The sequence below is a fragment of the Actinoplanes sp. NPDC051494 genome, assembly GCF_044454705.1.
In the GTDB taxonomy this organism is placed as follows: Bacteria; Actinomycetota; Actinomycetes; order Mycobacteriales; family Micromonosporaceae; genus Actinoplanes.
In genome coordinates, this window is sequence record NZ_JBITDZ010000016.1 from 34,324 (window position 1) to 51,193 (window position 16,870).

The following is a 16,870-nucleotide window of genomic DNA, read 5'->3' on the forward strand; positions in this document are numbered from 1 at the left end:
CTGATCGCGAAACGGCCCGGGTCGTCAGGGGGACGACCCGGGCCGGTTGCGTTCGGTTCCTAGCTCACCGCTCGCCGGCCCGCTTGCGGCGGGTGACGCTCAGCGCGAACAGGCCGCCGAGGATCAGGATGGCGCCGCCGAGGGCGATCGTCATCACGTTGGCGCCGGTGAGGGCGAGCTTCTGGCCGTCGACGTTCTGGACCTGCGCGACGGGGGTCTCGGCCACCTGGGTGTCGTCCGGGGCGCCGGAGTCGTCGTTCTCCGTCGTGGTCGCCGCGGCGGCCTCGGTGGACCTGCTCGCCTTCGGGGTGGCGGTCTTGCCACCGCTCAGGTTCTGCGCCGGCGTGGTCTCCTCGGCCTCGTCCGCGGTGTCCTCGTCGTCGTCGGACGAGCCGTCGCCCGCGGACTGGGCCGGCGGGGCCGTGGTCTTCGTCTTCGTCGGCTTGGGGCTGCTGCCGGCATTGTTGTTGTTGCCGGTGTCGTCGTTGCCGGCCTCGTCGTCGCCGGCCGCCTGGGTCGGCGGGAGGCTCACGGTCGGGGTCTTCGGCGGGGTGGTGCCGGTGTTGGTCTCCGGTTCCGGGCTCGCGGACGCCGACTCCTCAGGGTCCGGCTGGTCGTCGTCGCCGCCGCCGTTGTTACCGCCGTTGTTGTTCCCGCCGTTGTTGTTCCCGCCGTTGTCGCCGTCGTCCTCGGCCGGGGGAGTGCTCGGGTCGGCCTGACCGCCGCCGTTGTCGCCGCCGCCGCCGTTGTTCCCGCCGCCGTTGTCGCCGTCGTCCTCGCCACCGCCGTTGCCGGCGCCGACCTCGACGCGGACCGCGTCGATGCCGGGGATCTGGTTGGCGCGCTGCATCATCGGTACGCGGTGCGAGCCGTCACCGGCCCACGAGGCGCACTGGGCGATGCCCTCCTGCGGCAGGCCCGGGACCTGGATCGTCACGGTGTCCGGGGCCGCGCCGCCCTTCTTGTCCTCGGTGGCCACGAAGAACGCGGGGACCGGGGAGGGGTCGACGGCCTCGGTGGTGCTCGAGAGCATCCGGCACGCGGTGTGGAAGTGGCCGCGGACCAGGCCGTCGGCGAGCACCGAGCTCTCCACGTAGTAGCCGCCCTGCCCGGCGGCGAGGAAGCGGTCCCGGATCAGGTTGCGGGTGCTGACCTTCAGCGTGAACGGCTCGCCCACGCCGACCTTCTGCGGGGATTCGGTGATCAGCAGCGTGGCGTTCTTCGCCGCCTCGCCGACCTCACCGAACTCGGTGGACACGCAGCGGTTGCCGTTCTGGAAGCCGTCGTGCGGTTCGAGCCGGGAGTCCTCGCAGGTGTTGGCGAGGATCTCGAGCCCGTTCACGGTCTTCTTGACGGTCGCGCCGTCCTTGCACTCGCCGGCCGCCTCGGCCTTCGGGGCCTGTTCACCCTTGGCGAGCTGGCCGTCGCCCTTGTGCTGGACGTCGCCGTCCTTGTCCTTGTACGTGCCGACCTTGGGGTCGGCGGCGCCCTGGGCGCCCGCGGTCGGCGCGGCCTCGGCGGGTGCGCACGACGCGACCTTGGTCTCGTCCGCATTGGAGATCTGCGTGAAGCCGATGGCTCCACCGACTGCCACGAGCACCGCGATGCCGACGGCGATGACACGACGGTCGGGACCCCGGCGGGTAGCGGCCCGGCGGTAAGACCTTCGCATGGGTGATACCTCTTCTGTAGTCTCGCGCTCATCGTCAGCAACCATTTCCTGGCCTGCCGACGCCGTTTCCGGCCCCCAAATGAGCTGGCTCCCAGACGGTAGGAGCATGAGGGCCGGAAAGCTATTTGGCGCGAGATTCTTGAGGCATTCTTAGGGACAAATTAAAGAAGAAATATGGCGGTTGTCCCGAACCGGGGACCTCATCCGTTCGGACGATGCCGGGGGTTCAACGCCGGCCGGGATTTTTTCCCCGGATCGCGCGAACGCGGACCCCCAGCATCGATCATGACGGCTCGTGCGGCAACCCCCGGCCGGCCGGATCCGCCGGCCACCAGAACCGGTCACCCAGGAGCGTCGCCAGCGCCGGGACCAGCACGGTACGTACGAGAAGTGTGTCGAGCAGCACGCCCACGCCGACGATCACGCCGATCTGGGTGAGGGTGATGATCGGCAGGACGCCCAGCACCGCGAACACCGCCGCCAGCAGGATCCCGGCGCTGGTGATGACCGCGCCGGTGGCGGCGACCGCGTGCACCATGCCGTCCCGGGTCCCCCGATGTGCCGCTTCCTCACGGGCTCTCGTGACGAGGAAGATGTTGTAATCCACGCCGAGGGCGACGAGGAACAGGAACGCGTACAACGGGACCTGATTGTCGAGTCCGGGATATCCCAGGGCGCTGCGGAACAGGAATGCCCCGGCGCCCAGTGCGGCGGCGAAACTCGCGATGACCGTGGTGATCAGCAACACCGCGGCGACCACGGCGCGCAGCAGCAGGCCGAGCACCAGCAGCACGACGATCAGCACCACCGGGACGATCACCCGCAGGTCGCGCAGGGCCGCGTCGCGGTTGTCCAGCGAGGTCGCCACACTGCCACCGACCAGGGCGTTCGCCTCCGGGACGGCGGAAACCGCACCCCGCAGCGTACGGATGGTGTCGTAGCTCTCGGGGGTCTCGGGTGCGGCCATGAGGGTGGCGTCGATCCGGACCACCGCCGGGGTCTGCTCGGCGATCCGGGCCTGGGCGATGCCCGGTGTCGCGGTGACGGCGGCGAGCACCTCCTGGGCCTTGGCGGGGGCGGCGACCACGACCGCCGGGTTCGCCGCGCCGGCCGGGAACGAGCGGCTCAGCGTGTCGAGGGCCTCGACCGACTCGGCCTTGACCCGGAACTGGTCGGTCTGCGACAGGCCGAGCTGGGTGCCGGGGATGCCGGCGGCGAGCACGCCGAGCACCACGACGGACGCGGCGATGACCACGCCGGGACGCTTGGCGACGGCGGTGCCGACCCGCGACCACAGGCCGTGCTTGACGGCGTCGCCGACCCGCGGCACGAACGGCCAGAACAGGCCGCGGCCGCAGACCACCAGCGCGGCGGGCAGTGCGACCAGGGCGAACAGCGCGGCGACACCGATGCCGAGCGCGGCGGTGACACCCAGCGCGACGGTGTCACCGAGGCTGGCCAGCAGCAGCGTGAGCAGGCTCAGCACGACGGTCGCGGCGCTGGCGAGCACGGCCGGGCCGGCCCCGCGCAGCGCCTGGCGCATCGCTTCGCGCCGGTCCTCGAAGCGGTGCAGCTCCTCGCGGTAACGGGAGATGAGCAACAGCGCGTAGTTGGTGCCCGCGCCGAACACCAGCACGGTCACGATGCCCACGGTGGAGTCGCCGACGGTCAGGTCGGTGTGCCGCGACAGCAGCGCGATCAAGCTGCTGCCCACGCGGTCGGCGATGCCGACGACGGCCAGGGGCACGAGCCACAGGACCGGGCTCCGGTACGTGACGAGCAGCAGCACCGCGACCACGACCACCGTGACGATCAGCAACGTGGTGTTGGCGCCGGTGAAACTGTCGGCGATGTCCGCGGCGAATCCGGCCCCACCGGTCACCTGGGCGGTCAGCCCCGCGGGGAGTCCGTCGCGGGCGGTCTCCCGCAGCTCGGCCACCCGGGTGATGAGCTGGTCGGCGGGCAGGTCGGCCGGCATCGTGACGGCGAGCAGCGCGGCGTCGCCTTTCTCGGCGATGATCGGCGGCGAGGCGGCCTTCAGCGCGGTCGCGTCCGCGGCGATCTTGGCCTGGTCGGCGTCGGTCAGCGCCGGCCCGCCCCGGCTGTAGACGACCAGCGCCGACGTGCTCTGTCCCGAGGGCAGCTGCCGTTGCAGCGCCGCGACCTCGGTCGACTGGGCGCCCTCGGGTAGGGTGGCGGTCGGGTCGTTGGAGGTGCGGACCGCTCCGGAGAGGCCGATGACCGCCCCGGCCGCGAGCAGGGCGACAGCCAGCACGATCCAGGCGGTCACCCGGCCGGTCAGGGTACGTAACACGAGCTTTCCTCTCCACTAGTAAGAATCTCGACGATCGAGATTGTTACCCGGCGGAGCAGAATCTGCAAGACTGGGGGGCGTGTACCGGCCACGGGGAACGGAGCGGGAACGGCTCCGCGAGGACATCGTCAACCTGCTGCAGTCGTACGGCGTCCGCGCTCAGCACGTCGGCCAGGCGTTCTCCCAGCGCAACGGCCTGCACCCGACCGATCTGCAGGCGCTGATGGCGGTCATGCAGGCCGAGGGCGACGGCACGCCGCTGACCCCGGGCCGGCTGGGCGAGGAGCTCGGCCTCTCCTCGGGGGCGACCACGGCGGTCATCGACCGTCTCGAACGCGCGGGCCACCTGCGCCGCAGCCGGGAGAGCGCCGACCGCCGGATGGTGCACCTGCGCTACGGCGAGCCCGGCAAGGCGCTGGCTGTCGCCTTCTTCGGCCCGCTCGGCCGGCGCACCGACGAGGTGATGCGGGACTTCACCGACGAGGACCTGGCCACGGTGCGGCGCTTCCTGGCCGGCATGGGCGACGCCCTCGAGGCCCATCACCACGAGGTACGCACCGCCGACTGACCGGTCAGGCGGCGGGTTCGGTCCTGTGGTGCGAGGTGCGGTCCCCGTCTGTGATGGTGGCCTCGCCGCCGACGCTGACCCTGAGAGTTTCCTGACCGCCGCATCCGGGACCTACGGCTGGGACCGGCGGCCCTCCGGGTAGACGTCGTGGAACGTGATGAGCCAGCGGATCTGCTCGCGTGGCGGCACCCCGCACCCCCGCAGGAAGCCCAGCAGACTCTCCTGCCGCGGGTTCCCGCCGCCGGTGATCAGATTGTGGACGGTGGCCCGGGAGATGGGGGTCCCGGCATCGCGGCTGCGCCGGGCCACACTGTCCAGCGTGCGGCGGCGCATGGCCATCAGGGCACGCAGCCGCCCGGCGAACTCCACCGGTGTGGCGGCACCGGTAGGATCCGGGGGCACGATCGTCTTGACTGCGGGGTTCATCTCTACCTCGTCCTGAACTCTCGTCGACGACCGGGCAACCACCAGCAAGACGTCGACTTTTGTCCATCCCGGGCCCCGAAACAAGGACGCACTTGCGTGGAAGTTCGGCCGGGAGTCAGGCCGTCACAACCTGGTCGAGGGGGCGGCGGGCGGACCGGCCGTCGGCGGTCGCGGTCAGCAGGACGCGTTGCAGGGCCTGGCCGGCGACGACCTGATCGATCGGGCGGTCGCCGGCGGTGCCGAGGACGGCCACCAGCGGTTCCGCGCCGGGATCGGCTGGACCGGCGGCTCGTGCCGTGGCGGGAACGGTTCCCGCTGGTCGACGTCGAGGGGGTGGTCTCGCCGGACGGTGCCGCGGCCGTGCTCGTCGCGGTCTCGCACAACGCGCGGCTGAGGGTCGTCGGGAACCGGGGGCACCGGACGGTGGCGAACACGCTGCTCGGATCGACCAGCATGCAGCTGCTGCATCGCGCCGGATGCCCGGTGCTCATCGTGCGGGGCACCCGGGCGTTCTCGCACGCGTGGCAGGGGGACCTTCGGCCCTTGGTGGTGTGCCCGGCGGGCGGTAGGAAAGAGGCATGATCCGTGTCTTCCTGCTCGACGACCACGAGGTGGTCCGTCGCGGGCTCGCCGACCTGCTGCACTCCGCCGGTGACATCGAGGTGGTGGGGGAGTCCGGGTCGGCGCGGGAGGCGGCCCGGCGGATCCCGGCGCTGCGGCCCGACATGGCCGTGCTGGACGCCCGGCTGCCCGACGGCAACGGCATCGACGTCTGCCGCGACGTCCGGGCGATCGACTCGGCGATCAAAGGCCTGATCCTGACCTCGTACGAGGACGACGAGGCGCTGTTCGCGGCGATCATGGCCGGGGCCTCGGGGTACGTGCTCAAGCAGATCCGCGGCACCGACCTGGTGGACGCGGTGCGCCGGGTGGCGGGCGGCCAGTCGCTGCTCGACCCGGCCGTCACGAAGCGGGTGCTGGAACGCATCCGCAACGGTGTGGAGCAGCCGCGGGAGCTCGCGTCGCTGACCGATCAGGAACGCCGGATCCTGGAGTACGTCGCGGAGGGGCTGACCAACCGTGAGATCGCCGGGAAGATGTTCCTTGCCGAGAAGACGATCAAGAACTACGTGTCCAGCCTGCTCGCGAAGCTCGGCCTGGAACGCCGCACCCAGGCCGCCGTGCTCGCCACCCGCCTGCTCGGCGACCGGAGCGACCGCGCCCACTGAGGTCAGGCGCCGGCCGCGAGGTCGCGGATGACCGGTGCCGCCTCCCCGGCCAGCGTGAGGACCACCCGGGTCGCCGGGGCCCCGGCGGGATCCTCGATCAGGCGCCCGCGATCGGCGCCGAGGTCGACGGTGAGGGCGAGCATCGGGGCGTCGGCCGGGGTCAGCGCGCCGGTCAGCACCCCGGCCGCCAGCGCGTCGTGCATCGGCACCTCGCGCCGCCCCGACGATGCCTCGTACCAGTCGAAGTAGCCGGTCAACGTGGCCGCCAGGGCGGTGCTCAACGGCGTACCGTGCCGGCGCAGCCGATCCTGGTCCTCGACCGTGAGACGGTGCTGGAGCGTCACGTCCAGCGGGACCAGCGTCAGCGGCCAGGCCGCGGCCAGGACCTCGGCCGCCGCCTCCGGGTCGTTGGCGATGTTGGCCTCGGCGTGCGGGGTGATGTTGCCGGGCACCCGGACCGCGCCGCCCATCACGGTGACGTCACGCACAAGGTGCGGCAGGCGGGGTTCGCGGCGCAGCGCGATCGCCAGGTTGGTCAGCGGGCCGGTCGCCAGGACACGCAGCTCACCCGGGCGGGCCCGGGCGATGGCGAGCAGCAGGTCGGCCGCGTCGGTGGGGATCGGGCCGGCGGCGGCGCGGGGCAGCACGACCCCACCGATGCCGTTGCCACCGTGCACACTGCTCGCGCCGCTGCCGTAGGTGCCGGTGAGCGGATGGCGGGCCCCGGCCGCGACGGGTACGCCCGGATGGCCGGCCAGGTCGAGCAGGTCGAGGGTGTTGCGGGCGGCTTGTTCCGCACCGGTGTTGCCACTGACGGTGCCGATGCCGAGCAGCTGCACGCCGGGGCTGTGCAGCAGCAGTGCCAGGGCCACGGCGTCGTCCACACCGGTGTCACAGTCGAGATACACAGCGTCGGCCATGGCGGTAACACTAGAGCGATTCTGAACCCGTCAGGCGTCCCGGCGCCCGGGTACGTGATCACGGGCCAGGGTGTAGGCCCGATCCCGGCCGGGGGTGGCTCGCAGCCGCGTGCCGATCTCGCGGGCGGCCGGGGCGCAGTCGAGCACCTGGCGCACCGTGGAGGCGATGTCGTGCGCCGTCGCCGCGTTCGGGTCCAGGGCGACGCCGACTCCCGTGGCCTCGACGGCCGCCGCGCCCGCGAACTGGTCGGTGGAGAAAGGCAGAGCGAGCATCGGCACTCCCGCCGTGAGGGCCTCGGTGACGCTGTTGTTGCCGGCATGTGTGACCGCGAGTGCCGCCTTGTCCAGCAGTGCGGTCTGGGGAAGGTAAGGGCGCACCAGCCAGTCGTCCGGTGTGACCGGCAGATCCTGGGCGGATCCGGTCGCCAGCGCCACCCGCAGGCCGGAGTGTCGCAGGGCGTCGATGACCGTGCTCAGGACGTCCGCTCGGGCGGACAGGAAACTGCCGAAACTGACGTACGCGAACGGCCGGTCGCCGGCCTCGAGCCAGGCTTGCACCTCGGGTGCGGCCGTTTCGTCGCGGACGGCCGAACCGAGAAAGGCGTGCTGTGGCGGCAGCCCCGTGCGCGCCGGGTCGTGCAGGGCGGCGGGATAGTTGTACAGCACCAGGTCGCCGTGTTCGGTGAAGGCGTCCGTCGCGGGTGTGGCCGCCGGTGCGAGTGCCAGCAGCGCGGTGTTCCACTCGGTGGTGAACTCGTCGCGCACGGCGCGGCACAGCCGGTGCAGCTCGGCGAGTTCGGTCTCGGCGGGGCGGAACACGGCGGGCCAGGCTGTCGGGTATCCGTAGACCTCGTCGGCGACGGGCAGGGCCGACGGGTGACCGAGCACGACGTCCACGTACGGGATGGCGGCTGCGGTGAGGGCCAGCCGGGCGCTGAAGGCGAGGTGGTCGACGACGATCCGGTCCGGCCGGACCTGCTCGATGACCTTCAGCACCGCCTGCGCCCGGTCGACCGGCTCCCACAGCAGGTCGTTACGGCGCGCCTCGGCCTGGAATCGCAGCGTCTCCACCATGCCGCGGTAGGTCGCGGCGAAGAACCCCCGCAGCGCGTCGTCCTCACCGGCCGGTTGCTGCTCGGCCCGGATCACGCCGGGGTTGGATCCGCGGCCGAGCGGGAGGTCGCTGTGGTCGAACCCGAACGAGGCGACCAGCCCCGCGGTGGCCGGGCCGGTCGCCACCACGACCCGTTCGCCGGCCCGCTGCCACGCGGTCGCGATGGTGGCCAGCGGAAGCAGGTGGGAAGCGTAGTCCGGACTGATCACCAGCAAGGTCATGAGCGGGCCTCCTGGGCTGTCACAGACGTGTAGATCCCGGTCAGGGTACCCGCCATGGACTCCACGGTCAGACCGTCGCTGATCCGGTGACGGGCCCGGGCGACCCGGGCAGACGTGGGGAGCGTGGCCAGGTCGAGTGCGGCGAGGAAGGCCACGGCCAGCTCTGCCGGGTCGCTGGTCCGGGCGAGCATGCCGGTGACGCCATGCTCGATGTAGGTGGGTGGTCCACCGGCGTCCGGTCCGACCACGACGAGGCCGGCGGCCAGAGCTTCCAGCAGGGCGAGCCCGAATTCCTCCTTCAGGCTGCTGCACACATAGACACCCCCGGCACCGATCAGAGGGGTACGGCCGGAGTGTGCGGCGGCGAGCCAGCGGGCGACCACGTCGTTGGGCCGGTGGCCGGGGATGAGCAGACCGGATGCGGCGTCCGGGTGCTCGCGCAGCACCTGCGCGATGAGCTCGAGCTGGTCACGCTCGTCCGGGGACGGATCCGCCAGGTCGCCGCCGATGATCAGTAGATTGCACCGCTCGCGCAGCGCGGGATCCCGGGCCCAGGCCTGCACCAGGGTTGCCATTCCTTTGACCCGGTGCAGCCGGCCGACGCTCATGGCCAGTGGCAGGCCGTGGCGTTCCGGCGGGAGCGACGCCACGAGAGCTTCCAGCTCGGTCAGGGCGGGCGAGCCGGCCGGGTCCGACAGCTCAGCCGATGCAGCCAGGCTGACCTGCAGGTCGATGCCCTCGGCGACGACGCTGTACCGGCTCGCGTCGCCATCGATATCGATGCCGGTGAGCACCTTGAGGTCACGGGCGACCTGCGGGCGGGGGAACAGTACGACGTGCTCGGCGCCGGCCGCGAGCCGTTGCACGAGCCGGGCCCGGAACCAGTAGTGCTCCCGCTCGTCGACCGAACCGAAGTTGTCCGGGCGCAGGCCGCCGGCGCGTTGCAGGGCGTCGATGGTGGTGTGTGGATCAGGTGCCAGCGTGAAGACGACCGGGATGCCCATCTCCGCCGCCACCTCAGCCGCTGCCAGACTGCCGACCTCCGCCATCCGCAGATGGATGACATTCACGTGGTGGGTACGCAACAGGCGGCGGATGCCTCGCCGCACAGCGACCCGGGCCGGCCATGCTTCTACCGCGTGCACCGCTGGTCCGAGCAGGGGTACGGCCGCCAGTACGTGCTTCTCGCTGCTGGTGAGAGCGGCAAGCGCGTGCTCCGGGGTGCCGCGGGAGATGGTCAGCACCCGTCCCACACCGGGCTGGGCGGCGAGTGCGTCGCCGAGCCGGACCAGCAGGGTGGCGACGCCGCCGTTGTCCCCCGCGCCGGCCCGGCTCAGCCTCCGGTCGATGTCCGCGTGCAGGAACAACTGGGCGATCCGCAAGCCGGGCTCGTCGTCGGCCGGAACGGCTCCGCTCACCAGGGCAAGGTCGGCGGCGGCCAGTCGCGCCACCGCGGCGAGCTCCCCGTCCCCCGTTCGCAGGGACTCGATCGCCTCGGCCGCGGCCATGTCGCCGTGCCGGTCGCCCAGGGCCGCCACCGCCCGGACCCGGGCCGCCAGGCTCTCGTGAGGGTCGAGAGCGATCCGGCGGATCGTCCGGCCGGCCGACTCGGAACCGACCAGGCCCAGGGTCTCGACCACGCGTGCGCGGACCCGCGGGTCCTGTACCTCGGCCAGGATCCGGATCAGCGCGGCGGTGACGTGCTCACCCGCCGGACGACCCCAGTTCTCCAGGGTTCGCTGGGCCACCATGCCGGAGAACCCGCCCACGGCGACCACCTCGACGAGGCGGTCGATGGCGTCGAACCGGGGCAACCGGGACTGGAGCACCCAGGCGGCATGTTCGCGCAGGAACGTGCGGGGATGCGACAGGAGCCTGGAGAGAACGGCGTCGGCCTCGTCGTCCAGGACGGCCCCGAGGCCGTGCACGGCTGCCAGGGCAGCCAGTTCGTCGGGTCCGTCGAAGGCCGCTGCCAGCAGCCTCACCGCTGAGGAAGCTTGCTCGTCCCGGAGGACATCGAGCATGGGCGCGCTGTGGACCAACTCCTGCGGAACGACACTCACGATCGGCTTCATACCCGGCGTTCGCCGGTGTAGTCGCTGCTGGATGCGCCACGGCGTGATCAGATGAGTGTCCTGCCCCACATCGGCGACCACGGGTCCGGTCTCCGGCCCGGCCGATTGCCGGGCGCCGCGGGTGGGTAGGTACGCACCGTATGACGGACTACGGAATCCATTGTTCCCATGAGCAGATCGGGCCCGCCGACCTGCTGACCGCGGTCATCGCCGCCGAGCGGGCCGGGTTCGACGCCGCGATGTGCTCGGACCACTTCTCCCCGTGGAGCGAGCGGCAGGGACAGTCCGCCTTCGCCTGGTCGTGGCTCGGGGCCGCGCTGCAGGCCACGAACCTGAGCTTCGGCGTGGTCAACGCGCCCGGACAGCGCTACCACCCGGCGATCATCGCGCAGGCGATCAGCACGCTCGCCACGATGTACCCGGGACGGTTCTGGGCGGCGCTGGGCACCGGGGAGTACAGCAACGAGCACATCACCGGCGAACCGTGGCCGCGCAAGGACGTCCGCAGCGCCCGGTTGCTGGCCTCCGTCGACGTCATCCGCGGGCTGCTGGAGGGCAAGGAGGTCAGCCGCGAGGGACTGGTCGCGGTGGACCGCGCCAAGCTGTGGACCCGCCCGCAGGTGCAGCCGGCGCTGATCGGCGCCGCGGTCAGCGTCGAGACCGCCAAGTGGTGCGCGACCTGGGCCGACGGGCTGGTCACGGTCAACGCGCCCGAGCAGCGGCTGCGCGAGATGATCGCCGCCTACCGCGACAACGGCGGCCGCGGGCCGGTCTGCCTGCAGGTCCACCTCAGCTGGGCGGGCACGCAGGAGGAGGCCGAGGCGATCGCGTACGACCAGTGGCGCACCAACGTCTTCCCGCCGCCGATCTGCTGGGACCTCGAGATGGCCGAGCACTTCGACGTCGTGGGCGAGAGCGTGACGCTCGAGCAGGTGAAGAAGGTCGTGAACGTCTCCGCCGACCTGGACCAGCACATCGAGTGGCTGCGCGGGTACGCCGACCTCGGCTTCGACCGCATCTATCTGCACCACGTGGGCCAGGACCTCACCGCGTTCATCGAGACGTTCGGCGCGAAGGTGCTGCCCAGCCTGCGGAGCTAGTCGGGGACGCAGTCGCCGGTGCCGGACGCTCGTACCAGCTGGAGGGTGTCCTGCGTCCGGCCCGGCAGCTCCCGCAGCAGCCATTGCGAGGCGGGGTTCTCCGGGAAGATGGCGATGTTCGACCGGTCCCGCAGCACCCGGGCGGTCTCCTCGGTGACCAGCTGGGCGTACAGATCGATCCGGGCGCCCTTGTCGAAGTCGGGGTCGGCGGCGGTGGGCACGCCGCCGATGCCGAGCCGCCGGGCCACCCAGCCGCCTTCGGTACGTTCGGCCTGCTTGTGGAAGTAGTAGGGCGTCGTCGGGTCGTCGGGGTCGGTGCCCCGGTCGAAGATGAGCAGCTGGTGGCCGTCCGGGATGGTGCCCGTGCCGGAGAACGAATAGCAGTAGGGCACCGGTTCGAGCTGGGGGTTGAAGCTGAGCTCCGCCGCCACCTCGGTGGGGCTCGCGGGAGTGGAGCGGCCGGTCGCGGCGCCGATGCCGGCCGCGCCGAGGGCGACGAGCAGGACGGCGACGCCGGTCAGCACCGCGCGGCGGTGCCGCCAGCACAGCGGCAGGGCGACGCCGCCGGCCGCGAGGACCGCGCAGCTCAGGCCGAGCAGCCAGCCGCCGTGCCCGACCAGGAACGAGATCGCCGCGATGGCGGCGAGGACCAGGCCGACGACGTCGGCGGTGGCACCGAGGGAGGGGCGGGGGATGCGCACGGGTGACCGCCTCAATGGCAAAGGCCGACGTCGATGTGTGTCACGGTAGTCGATCCGTCAATGCCGGGGCGGCACACTGGGGGCATGTTCATCGAGTTCAGCGGCGAGCTCTGGTACTGGCGCGGTCCCTCGCCCTTCCATTTCGTGACCGTGCCGGAGACCGGCTGCGAACGGATCGCCGCGGTCTCCGGAACGGTCAGTTACGGCTGGGGGATGATCCCGGTGACGGCCCGGATAGGCGCCACCGAGTGGACGACGTCGCTGTGGCCCAGGGACGGTGGGTACGTCGTGCCGGTCAAGGCCGTGGTCCGTGCGGCCGAGCGTGTCGACGTCGGTGACGTGGTGACCGTGGGCCTCGCCGTCAAGGCTGCTTGACGTCGGCGGCCGGCGGGTCGTTGTAGCCGTCGGCACGGTCCTGGCCGGAGAGCTTGGCGATCGCGTCCATGATGTCGTCGGTGGCGTCCCGGCGGACCCGGGCCGCACCGGCGGTCACCTGCGGGAAGCTCAGCGGCGCTCCGAAGCGGACGGTGACCTTGCCCGGCCGGGGGAAGCGGGAGCCGATCGGCTGGACCCGGTCGGTGCCGATCACCGCGACCGGGACGACCGGGGCGCCGGAGGCCATGGCGAGCCAGGCCACGCCGGTACGGCCACGATAGAGCCGGCCGTCGCGGGACCGGGTGCCCTCGGGGTGGATGCCGAACGCCCGGCCCTCGTTGAGCACCCCGAGCGCGGTCTCCAGGGCGGCCTGGGCGGCCCGGTGGGCGCCCCGGGGCACCGGGATCGCCCCCAGTCCGGTGATCGCGGCACTGGTCAGGCGGCCTTTGGGGCTGGTGCCGGTGAAGTATTCGGCCTTGGCGAGGAACGCGACCGCGCGGGGGCTGAACAGCGGGATCAGGAAGCTGTCCAGCGCCGAGATGTGGTTGGCGGCGAGGATCACCGGGCCCTGCGCCGGGACGTGCTCGCGACCCTCGATCGTCGGGCGGAACGCGAGGTGGCCGACCGGCAGGAGGGACGCGCGCAGCAGGCGGGGGATCAGCATGGCTCCGGTTTCACGTGCGCGGAGACGGCTGCACGCAGCAGCGCGTCCGGATCGTCGCTGCCGGTGATCATCGGCAGGCTGTCCCAGAGCCAGAGTTGCGCGATGCCGTGCAGGTTGGCCCAGAAGGCCCCGGCGGCGACGGCGGCGTCGGGCCGCTCCGGTCCGAGTCGTTGCATGAGGACGCCGAACAGTGGCTTGCTCGCGGCCCGGAGCCCCTCTTTGTTGCCGGTGAGCAGCTCGTGGCGGAACATCAGCTCGAACATGCCCCGGTCGGTGCGGGCGAAGTCGAGGTAGAGCCGGGCCAGGGCGAGCAGGTCCACCCCCGGGTCGCCGTGCACCGGCAACCGCGCGACCCGGGTGGTGAGGTCGTCGTAGCCCACCCGGGCGACGGCGGCGAGCAGTTCGCGGTGGGTGGGGAAGTATCGGCGGGGCGCGCCGTGCGAGACGCCGGTGCGCCGGGCGATCTCGCGCAGCGACAGTGCCTCGGTGCCGCTCTCGGCGACGAGCGCGACGCCGGCTGACACCAGGCGGGTGCGCAGGTCGTCGGGCATGGACAGTGTCTACCAGATGCGCGTAGACACTGTCTACCGGCGGTCCGCCAGGCCGCCGATCATGACCACGCGGCGCCGGGTCAGCAGGCGCGTGGCGCGGATCGCGACGCGGTTGGTGACGCCGGACTGCACGCTGGGCGGGGGATTGCGGCGGTCGAGGGCCTTCAGGCCGTACGCGACAACCTGTTGTGGGGTCTCGAAGCGCCCGTAGCGGGCCATCGAGTCGGTGCCGACCACGTCGAAGAACTCGGTGCGGGTCAGGCCGGGGGCGAGGCTGAGCACGCGCAGGCCGGTGCCGCGGCTCTCGTACCAGAGCGCCTCGGTGAGGCTGAGCACGAACGCCTTGGTCGCGGCGTACTGGGCCATGCCCGGTCCGGGCTGGTAGGAGCCCAAGCTGCCGACGTTGACCAGCACGCCGACTCCGGCGCTGCGCAGCCGTTCGACGAACGCCCGGCTGATGTCGGCCACCGCGGCGACGTTGACCGCGACCTCGTCGCGCAGCCGTCGCGGGTCGAGGGTGTGGAACGGGCCGTGCGAGCCGAAGCCGGCGTTGTTGATGACGCTGGTCACGCTCAGGCCGCGCGCGGCGACCTCCGCGGAGAGGCGCTCGCCGGCGGCGGGCTCGCTCAGGTCGAACGGAATGACGGTGGTCCTGACGCTCAGCTCGGCCGCCAGCTCCTCGAGCCGGTCCTTGCGGCGGGCGACGAGTACGAGGTCGGAGCCGCGTGCGGCCAGGGCCCGGGCGAACTCGCGGCCGATGCCGGCGCTCGCCCCGGTGATCAGGGTGGTCTGCTTGCGATAGTCAACGGGTGCCATGGATGGGACTGTACGCCATGTGTGGCACTCAGTGCCAGAATGGCACCGAAGCTATGATCGGCGTCATGGGGCTCAGGGAACGGACCCGTCAGGCGGTACGGGCGGACATCGCGGCCACGGCCATGCGGCTCTTCCTGGAGCGGGGCTTCGACGCGGTCACGATGGAACAGATCGCCACCGAGGCCGGCATCTCCCGGCGCTCGCTGTTCCGCTACTTCGCCACCAAGGAGGACATCGCGCTCGGGGACGTCGCCGAGCGGGGTGCCCGGATCCAGGAGCTCCTCGAGGCCCGGCCGGCGTCCGAGGGGCCGTGGGAGGCGTTGCGGGCGGCGCTGCAGACGGTCGTCGAGGAGGGCGAGTTCACGCCCGAGTGGGCGCGGAAGACGTCGGAGATGTTCCACGGGACGCCGTCGCTGCGCGCGCGCCAGATGGAGAAACAGTCCCGCTGGCACGGTCAGCTCGTCCCGGACGTCGAGCGCCGCCTCGGCGTGGCGCCCGGCAGCGTCACCGATCCGCGCGCGACGGCCATTGTGGCCAGTGCGCTGGCCTGCCTCGACGCGGCCGTCGAGGCCTGGATCAAGGATGGCGGCGCCCGGCCCGTCGAGGAGTTCTACGACCGGGCGGTCGCGGCCGTGCGCGGCTGACGCCTACCCGGTGCCGCCGAGGAAAACATCAGACGAACCGGCATTGTCCTACCGGTGCGCCGACGACAATGATTCCCTGATGCGGCGCACGGTATTCATCGCCGGCGGTTACGCCGCCCAGGGCCTCGGTTATGCCGCGGTGGTCACCGCGCTGCCCACGTTCAAGGCCCGGCAGGACATCGACGACACGTACGTCTCGGTGATCCTGCTCCTGGTCGTGCTCGCCGCGGCCGGCGGCTCGGTCCTGGCCGACCGGGTGGCGGCGAGCCGGGGCAGCCGCACCGCCCTCACCGGTGGCCTGCTGGTCGTGGCGACCGGTCTCGCCCTGACCACGGTCCACACCCCCAACCTGTTCTTCACGGCCAGCTTCATCGCGTACGGCGTCGGGCTGGGCGCGGTCGACGCCAGCCTCAGCATGCAGGGCGTGCTCGTCCAGGCCCGGCTCGGCCGCAGCGTCATGAGCCGCCTCTTCGCGGCGTACACCGCCGCCGCCATCGCTGCGGCCCTGCTGATGTCCGGCGTCGCCGCGACCGGCACGGCCACCGCGCTCGGCGTCGGCCTTGCGGCGATCTTCGCGGCGGTCGCGGCCCTGGCCGGACGGCCCAACTTCGAACCCGGCCGCACGGTGCAGCCCCACGTGCCGGGCCATCCCACCGGCACCGGCACCCGCCGGGTCGTCATGCTCTGCGGGGCGCTCATCTTCACCGCGTTCCTCACCGACTCCGCGGTCAGCACGTGGAGCTCGGTCTACCTCGACGACTCGCTCGCCGCGTCGGCCGCGGTCGTCCCGCTCGGTTACGCCGCCTACCAGGCCGCGATCCTGGCCGCCCGCCTCGCCGGCGACCACCTCGTGCCCCGGCTCGGCGTGACCGTGGCGGCAACCGCCTGCCTGCTGATCTGCGCCGCCGGCTGCGCGCTGGTGGTGGCGTTCGCCTCGGTCGGCGTGGCGATCGCCGGGTTCGCGCTGACCGGCATCGGGGTCGGCATCCTGGTGCCGCTCGCGTTCAGCGTCGCGGGGGCGGCGGCACCGGGCCGCAGCGACGAGGTGATCGCCCGGGTCAACCTGTTCAACTACGGCGGCGCGCTGCTGGGCACGGTGCTGCTCGGCGCCCTGTCCGAGCCGATCGGCCTGCGCTGGGCGTTCCTGATCCCGGTGGCCGGACTGCTGCTCACGCTCCCGGTCGTCCGCGCCTGGCGCGACCTCACCCCCAGCTCGGCGCTCACCTCCTGACCCGGCTACTCGGCCTCGAAGCCGCCGTGCTCGCGGGCCACGGCGAGCCACGCCAGCCAGCTCGCCCACGTCGCATCGGCCTCCAGGGTCGTGCGCAGCTCGGCGGGTGCGCTCGCGTACGCCGCGAGTGCCTCGTCGATCTCCCGCACGGTCACCAGCCACCGGTCGTTCGACGCGAGCTTGAACGCTGGGATCCCGGTCCGTCCCGGGGTCGTCTGGGAGCGCCACCGCAGGTCGATTCCCACGCGT

The 16,870-nt window shown here is 72.1% G+C and carries 19 protein-coding genes; 7 read left to right on the forward strand and 12 right to left on the reverse strand.

Annotation, left to right across the window (positions count from 1 at the left end):
• Window positions 1-64: 64 nt before the first annotated feature.
• Both ACIA6A_RS38035 and ACIA6A_RS38040 read right to left on the reverse strand, forming a co-directional pair.
• Entirely contained in the window at window positions 65-1,672 is a 1,608-nt protein-coding gene (locus tag ACIA6A_RS38035) for a hypothetical protein (protein ID WP_396102936.1), read from the reverse strand.
• 283 nt (window positions 1,673-1,955) lie between these two features.
• The gene (locus ACIA6A_RS38040; RefSeq protein ID WP_396102937.1) at window positions 1,956-3,986 is read right to left on the reverse strand and encodes an MMPL family transporter; all 2,031 of its coding nucleotides are present in this window, start codon (window positions 3,984-3,986) and stop codon (window positions 1,956-1,958) included.
• Between the two features lie 79 nt (window positions 3,987-4,065).
• Between ACIA6A_RS38040 and ACIA6A_RS38045 the strand changes: the two genes are divergently transcribed.
• Entirely contained in the window at window positions 4,066-4,554 is a 489-nt protein-coding gene (locus tag ACIA6A_RS38045; RefSeq protein ID WP_396102938.1) for a MarR family winged helix-turn-helix transcriptional regulator, read from the forward strand.
• 111 nt (window positions 4,555-4,665) lie between these two features.
• Here the strand turns inward: ACIA6A_RS38045 and ACIA6A_RS38050 are convergent, their stop codons facing one another.
• Window positions 4,666-4,980, reverse strand: coding sequence for a helix-turn-helix domain-containing protein (locus ACIA6A_RS38050; RefSeq protein WP_396102939.1), 315 nt, complete (start codon window positions 4,978-4,980; stop codon window positions 4,666-4,668).
• A gap of 115 nt (window positions 4,981-5,095) precedes the next feature.
• The gene (locus ACIA6A_RS38055; protein WP_396102940.1) at window positions 5,096-5,233 is read right to left on the reverse strand and encodes a hypothetical protein; all 138 of its coding nucleotides are present in this window, start codon (window positions 5,231-5,233) and stop codon (window positions 5,096-5,098) included.
• A gap of 38 nt (window positions 5,234-5,271) precedes the next feature.
• Between ACIA6A_RS38055 and ACIA6A_RS38060 the strand changes: the two genes are divergently transcribed.
• Both ACIA6A_RS38060 and ACIA6A_RS38065 read left to right on the forward strand, forming a co-directional pair.
• Complete coding sequence (locus tag ACIA6A_RS38060; protein WP_396102941.1) at window positions 5,272-5,562, forward strand: universal stress protein; 291 nt, start codon at window positions 5,272-5,274, stop codon at window positions 5,560-5,562.
• Window positions 5,559-6,209, forward strand: coding sequence for a response regulator (locus ACIA6A_RS38065; protein ID WP_396102942.1), 651 nt, complete (start codon window positions 5,559-5,561; stop codon window positions 6,207-6,209). The genes ACIA6A_RS38060 and ACIA6A_RS38065 overlap by 4 nt, the downstream gene beginning before the upstream one ends.
• Window positions 6,210-6,211: 2 nt before the next feature.
• Here ACIA6A_RS38065 and ACIA6A_RS38070 read toward each other — a convergent pair whose 3' ends face one another.
• The 3 genes from ACIA6A_RS38070 to ACIA6A_RS38080 are packed head-to-tail and all read right to left on the reverse strand — an operon-like array spanning window position 6,212 to window position 10,527.
• Window positions 6,212-7,129 carry a nucleoside hydrolase gene (locus tag ACIA6A_RS38070; RefSeq protein WP_396102943.1) on the reverse strand — a complete coding sequence of 306 codons (918 nt, stop codon included), beginning with the start codon at window positions 7,127-7,129 and terminating at the stop codon, window positions 6,212-6,214.
• Between the two features lie 30 nt (window positions 7,130-7,159).
• Window positions 7,160-8,464: a nucleotide disphospho-sugar-binding domain-containing protein gene (locus ACIA6A_RS38075; protein ID WP_396102944.1), complete on the reverse strand. Its 1,305-nt coding sequence runs from the start codon at window positions 8,462-8,464 to the stop codon at window positions 7,160-7,162.
• Window positions 8,461-10,527, reverse strand: coding sequence for a glycosyltransferase (locus ACIA6A_RS38080; RefSeq protein ID WP_396102945.1), 2,067 nt, complete (start codon window positions 10,525-10,527; stop codon window positions 8,461-8,463). Before ACIA6A_RS38080 ends, ACIA6A_RS38075 begins: the two co-directional genes overlap by 4 nt.
• A gap of 152 nt (window positions 10,528-10,679) precedes the next feature.
• Between ACIA6A_RS38080 and ACIA6A_RS38085 the strand changes: the two genes are divergently transcribed.
• The gene (locus ACIA6A_RS38085) at window positions 10,680-11,639 is read left to right on the forward strand and encodes a TIGR03885 family FMN-dependent LLM class oxidoreductase (protein WP_396102946.1); all 960 of its coding nucleotides are present in this window, start codon (window positions 10,680-10,682) and stop codon (window positions 11,637-11,639) included.
• Here ACIA6A_RS38085 and ACIA6A_RS38090 read toward each other — a convergent pair.
• A complete protein-coding gene (locus tag ACIA6A_RS38090) occupies window positions 11,636-12,340 on the reverse strand; it encodes a hypothetical protein (protein WP_396102947.1) in 705 nt (234 codons plus the stop codon). The genes ACIA6A_RS38085 and ACIA6A_RS38090 overlap by 4 nt on opposite strands.
• 84 nt (window positions 12,341-12,424) lie before the next feature.
• On the opposite strand from ACIA6A_RS38090, the gene ACIA6A_RS38095 reads away from it, so the two are divergent.
• Entirely contained in the window at window positions 12,425-12,715 is a 291-nt protein-coding gene (locus tag ACIA6A_RS38095; RefSeq protein ID WP_396102948.1) for a DUF1905 domain-containing protein, read from the forward strand.
• Here ACIA6A_RS38095 and ACIA6A_RS38100 read toward each other — a convergent pair.
• From ACIA6A_RS38100 to ACIA6A_RS38110, 3 genes are read right to left on the reverse strand one after another with little or no spacing between them, the layout of a single operon-like run.
• On the reverse strand, window positions 12,702-13,379 hold the full coding sequence (locus tag ACIA6A_RS38100; RefSeq protein ID WP_396102950.1) for a lysophospholipid acyltransferase family protein: 678 nt from the start codon (window positions 13,377-13,379) through the stop codon (window positions 12,702-12,704). The genes ACIA6A_RS38095 and ACIA6A_RS38100 overlap by 14 nt on opposite strands.
• Complete coding sequence (locus ACIA6A_RS38105) at window positions 13,373-13,930, reverse strand: TetR/AcrR family transcriptional regulator (RefSeq protein WP_396102951.1); 558 nt, start codon at window positions 13,928-13,930, stop codon at window positions 13,373-13,375. The genes ACIA6A_RS38100 and ACIA6A_RS38105 overlap by 7 nt, the downstream gene beginning before the upstream one ends.
• A 33-nt stretch (window positions 13,931-13,963) precedes the next feature.
• On the reverse strand, window positions 13,964-14,746 hold the full coding sequence (locus tag ACIA6A_RS38110) for an SDR family NAD(P)-dependent oxidoreductase (RefSeq protein WP_396102953.1): 783 nt from the start codon (window positions 14,744-14,746) through the stop codon (window positions 13,964-13,966).
• Window positions 14,747-14,811: 65 nt separating this feature from the next.
• Between ACIA6A_RS38110 and ACIA6A_RS38115 the strand changes: the two genes are divergently transcribed.
• Entirely contained in the window at window positions 14,812-15,390 is a 579-nt protein-coding gene (locus ACIA6A_RS38115; protein WP_396102955.1) for a TetR family transcriptional regulator, read from the forward strand.
• 79 nt (window positions 15,391-15,469) lie between these two features.
• Complete coding sequence (locus tag ACIA6A_RS38120; RefSeq protein ID WP_396102957.1) at window positions 15,470-16,621, forward strand: MFS transporter; 1,152 nt, start codon at window positions 15,470-15,472, stop codon at window positions 16,619-16,621.
• Between the two features lie 5 nt (window positions 16,622-16,626).
• Here the strand turns inward: ACIA6A_RS38120 and ACIA6A_RS38125 are convergent, their stop codons facing one another.
• Window positions 16,627-16,866 carry a hypothetical protein gene (locus tag ACIA6A_RS38125; RefSeq protein ID WP_396102959.1) on the reverse strand — a complete coding sequence of 80 codons (240 nt, stop codon included), beginning with the start codon at window positions 16,864-16,866 and terminating at the stop codon, window positions 16,627-16,629.
• Window positions 16,867-16,870: the final 4 nt, after the last annotated feature.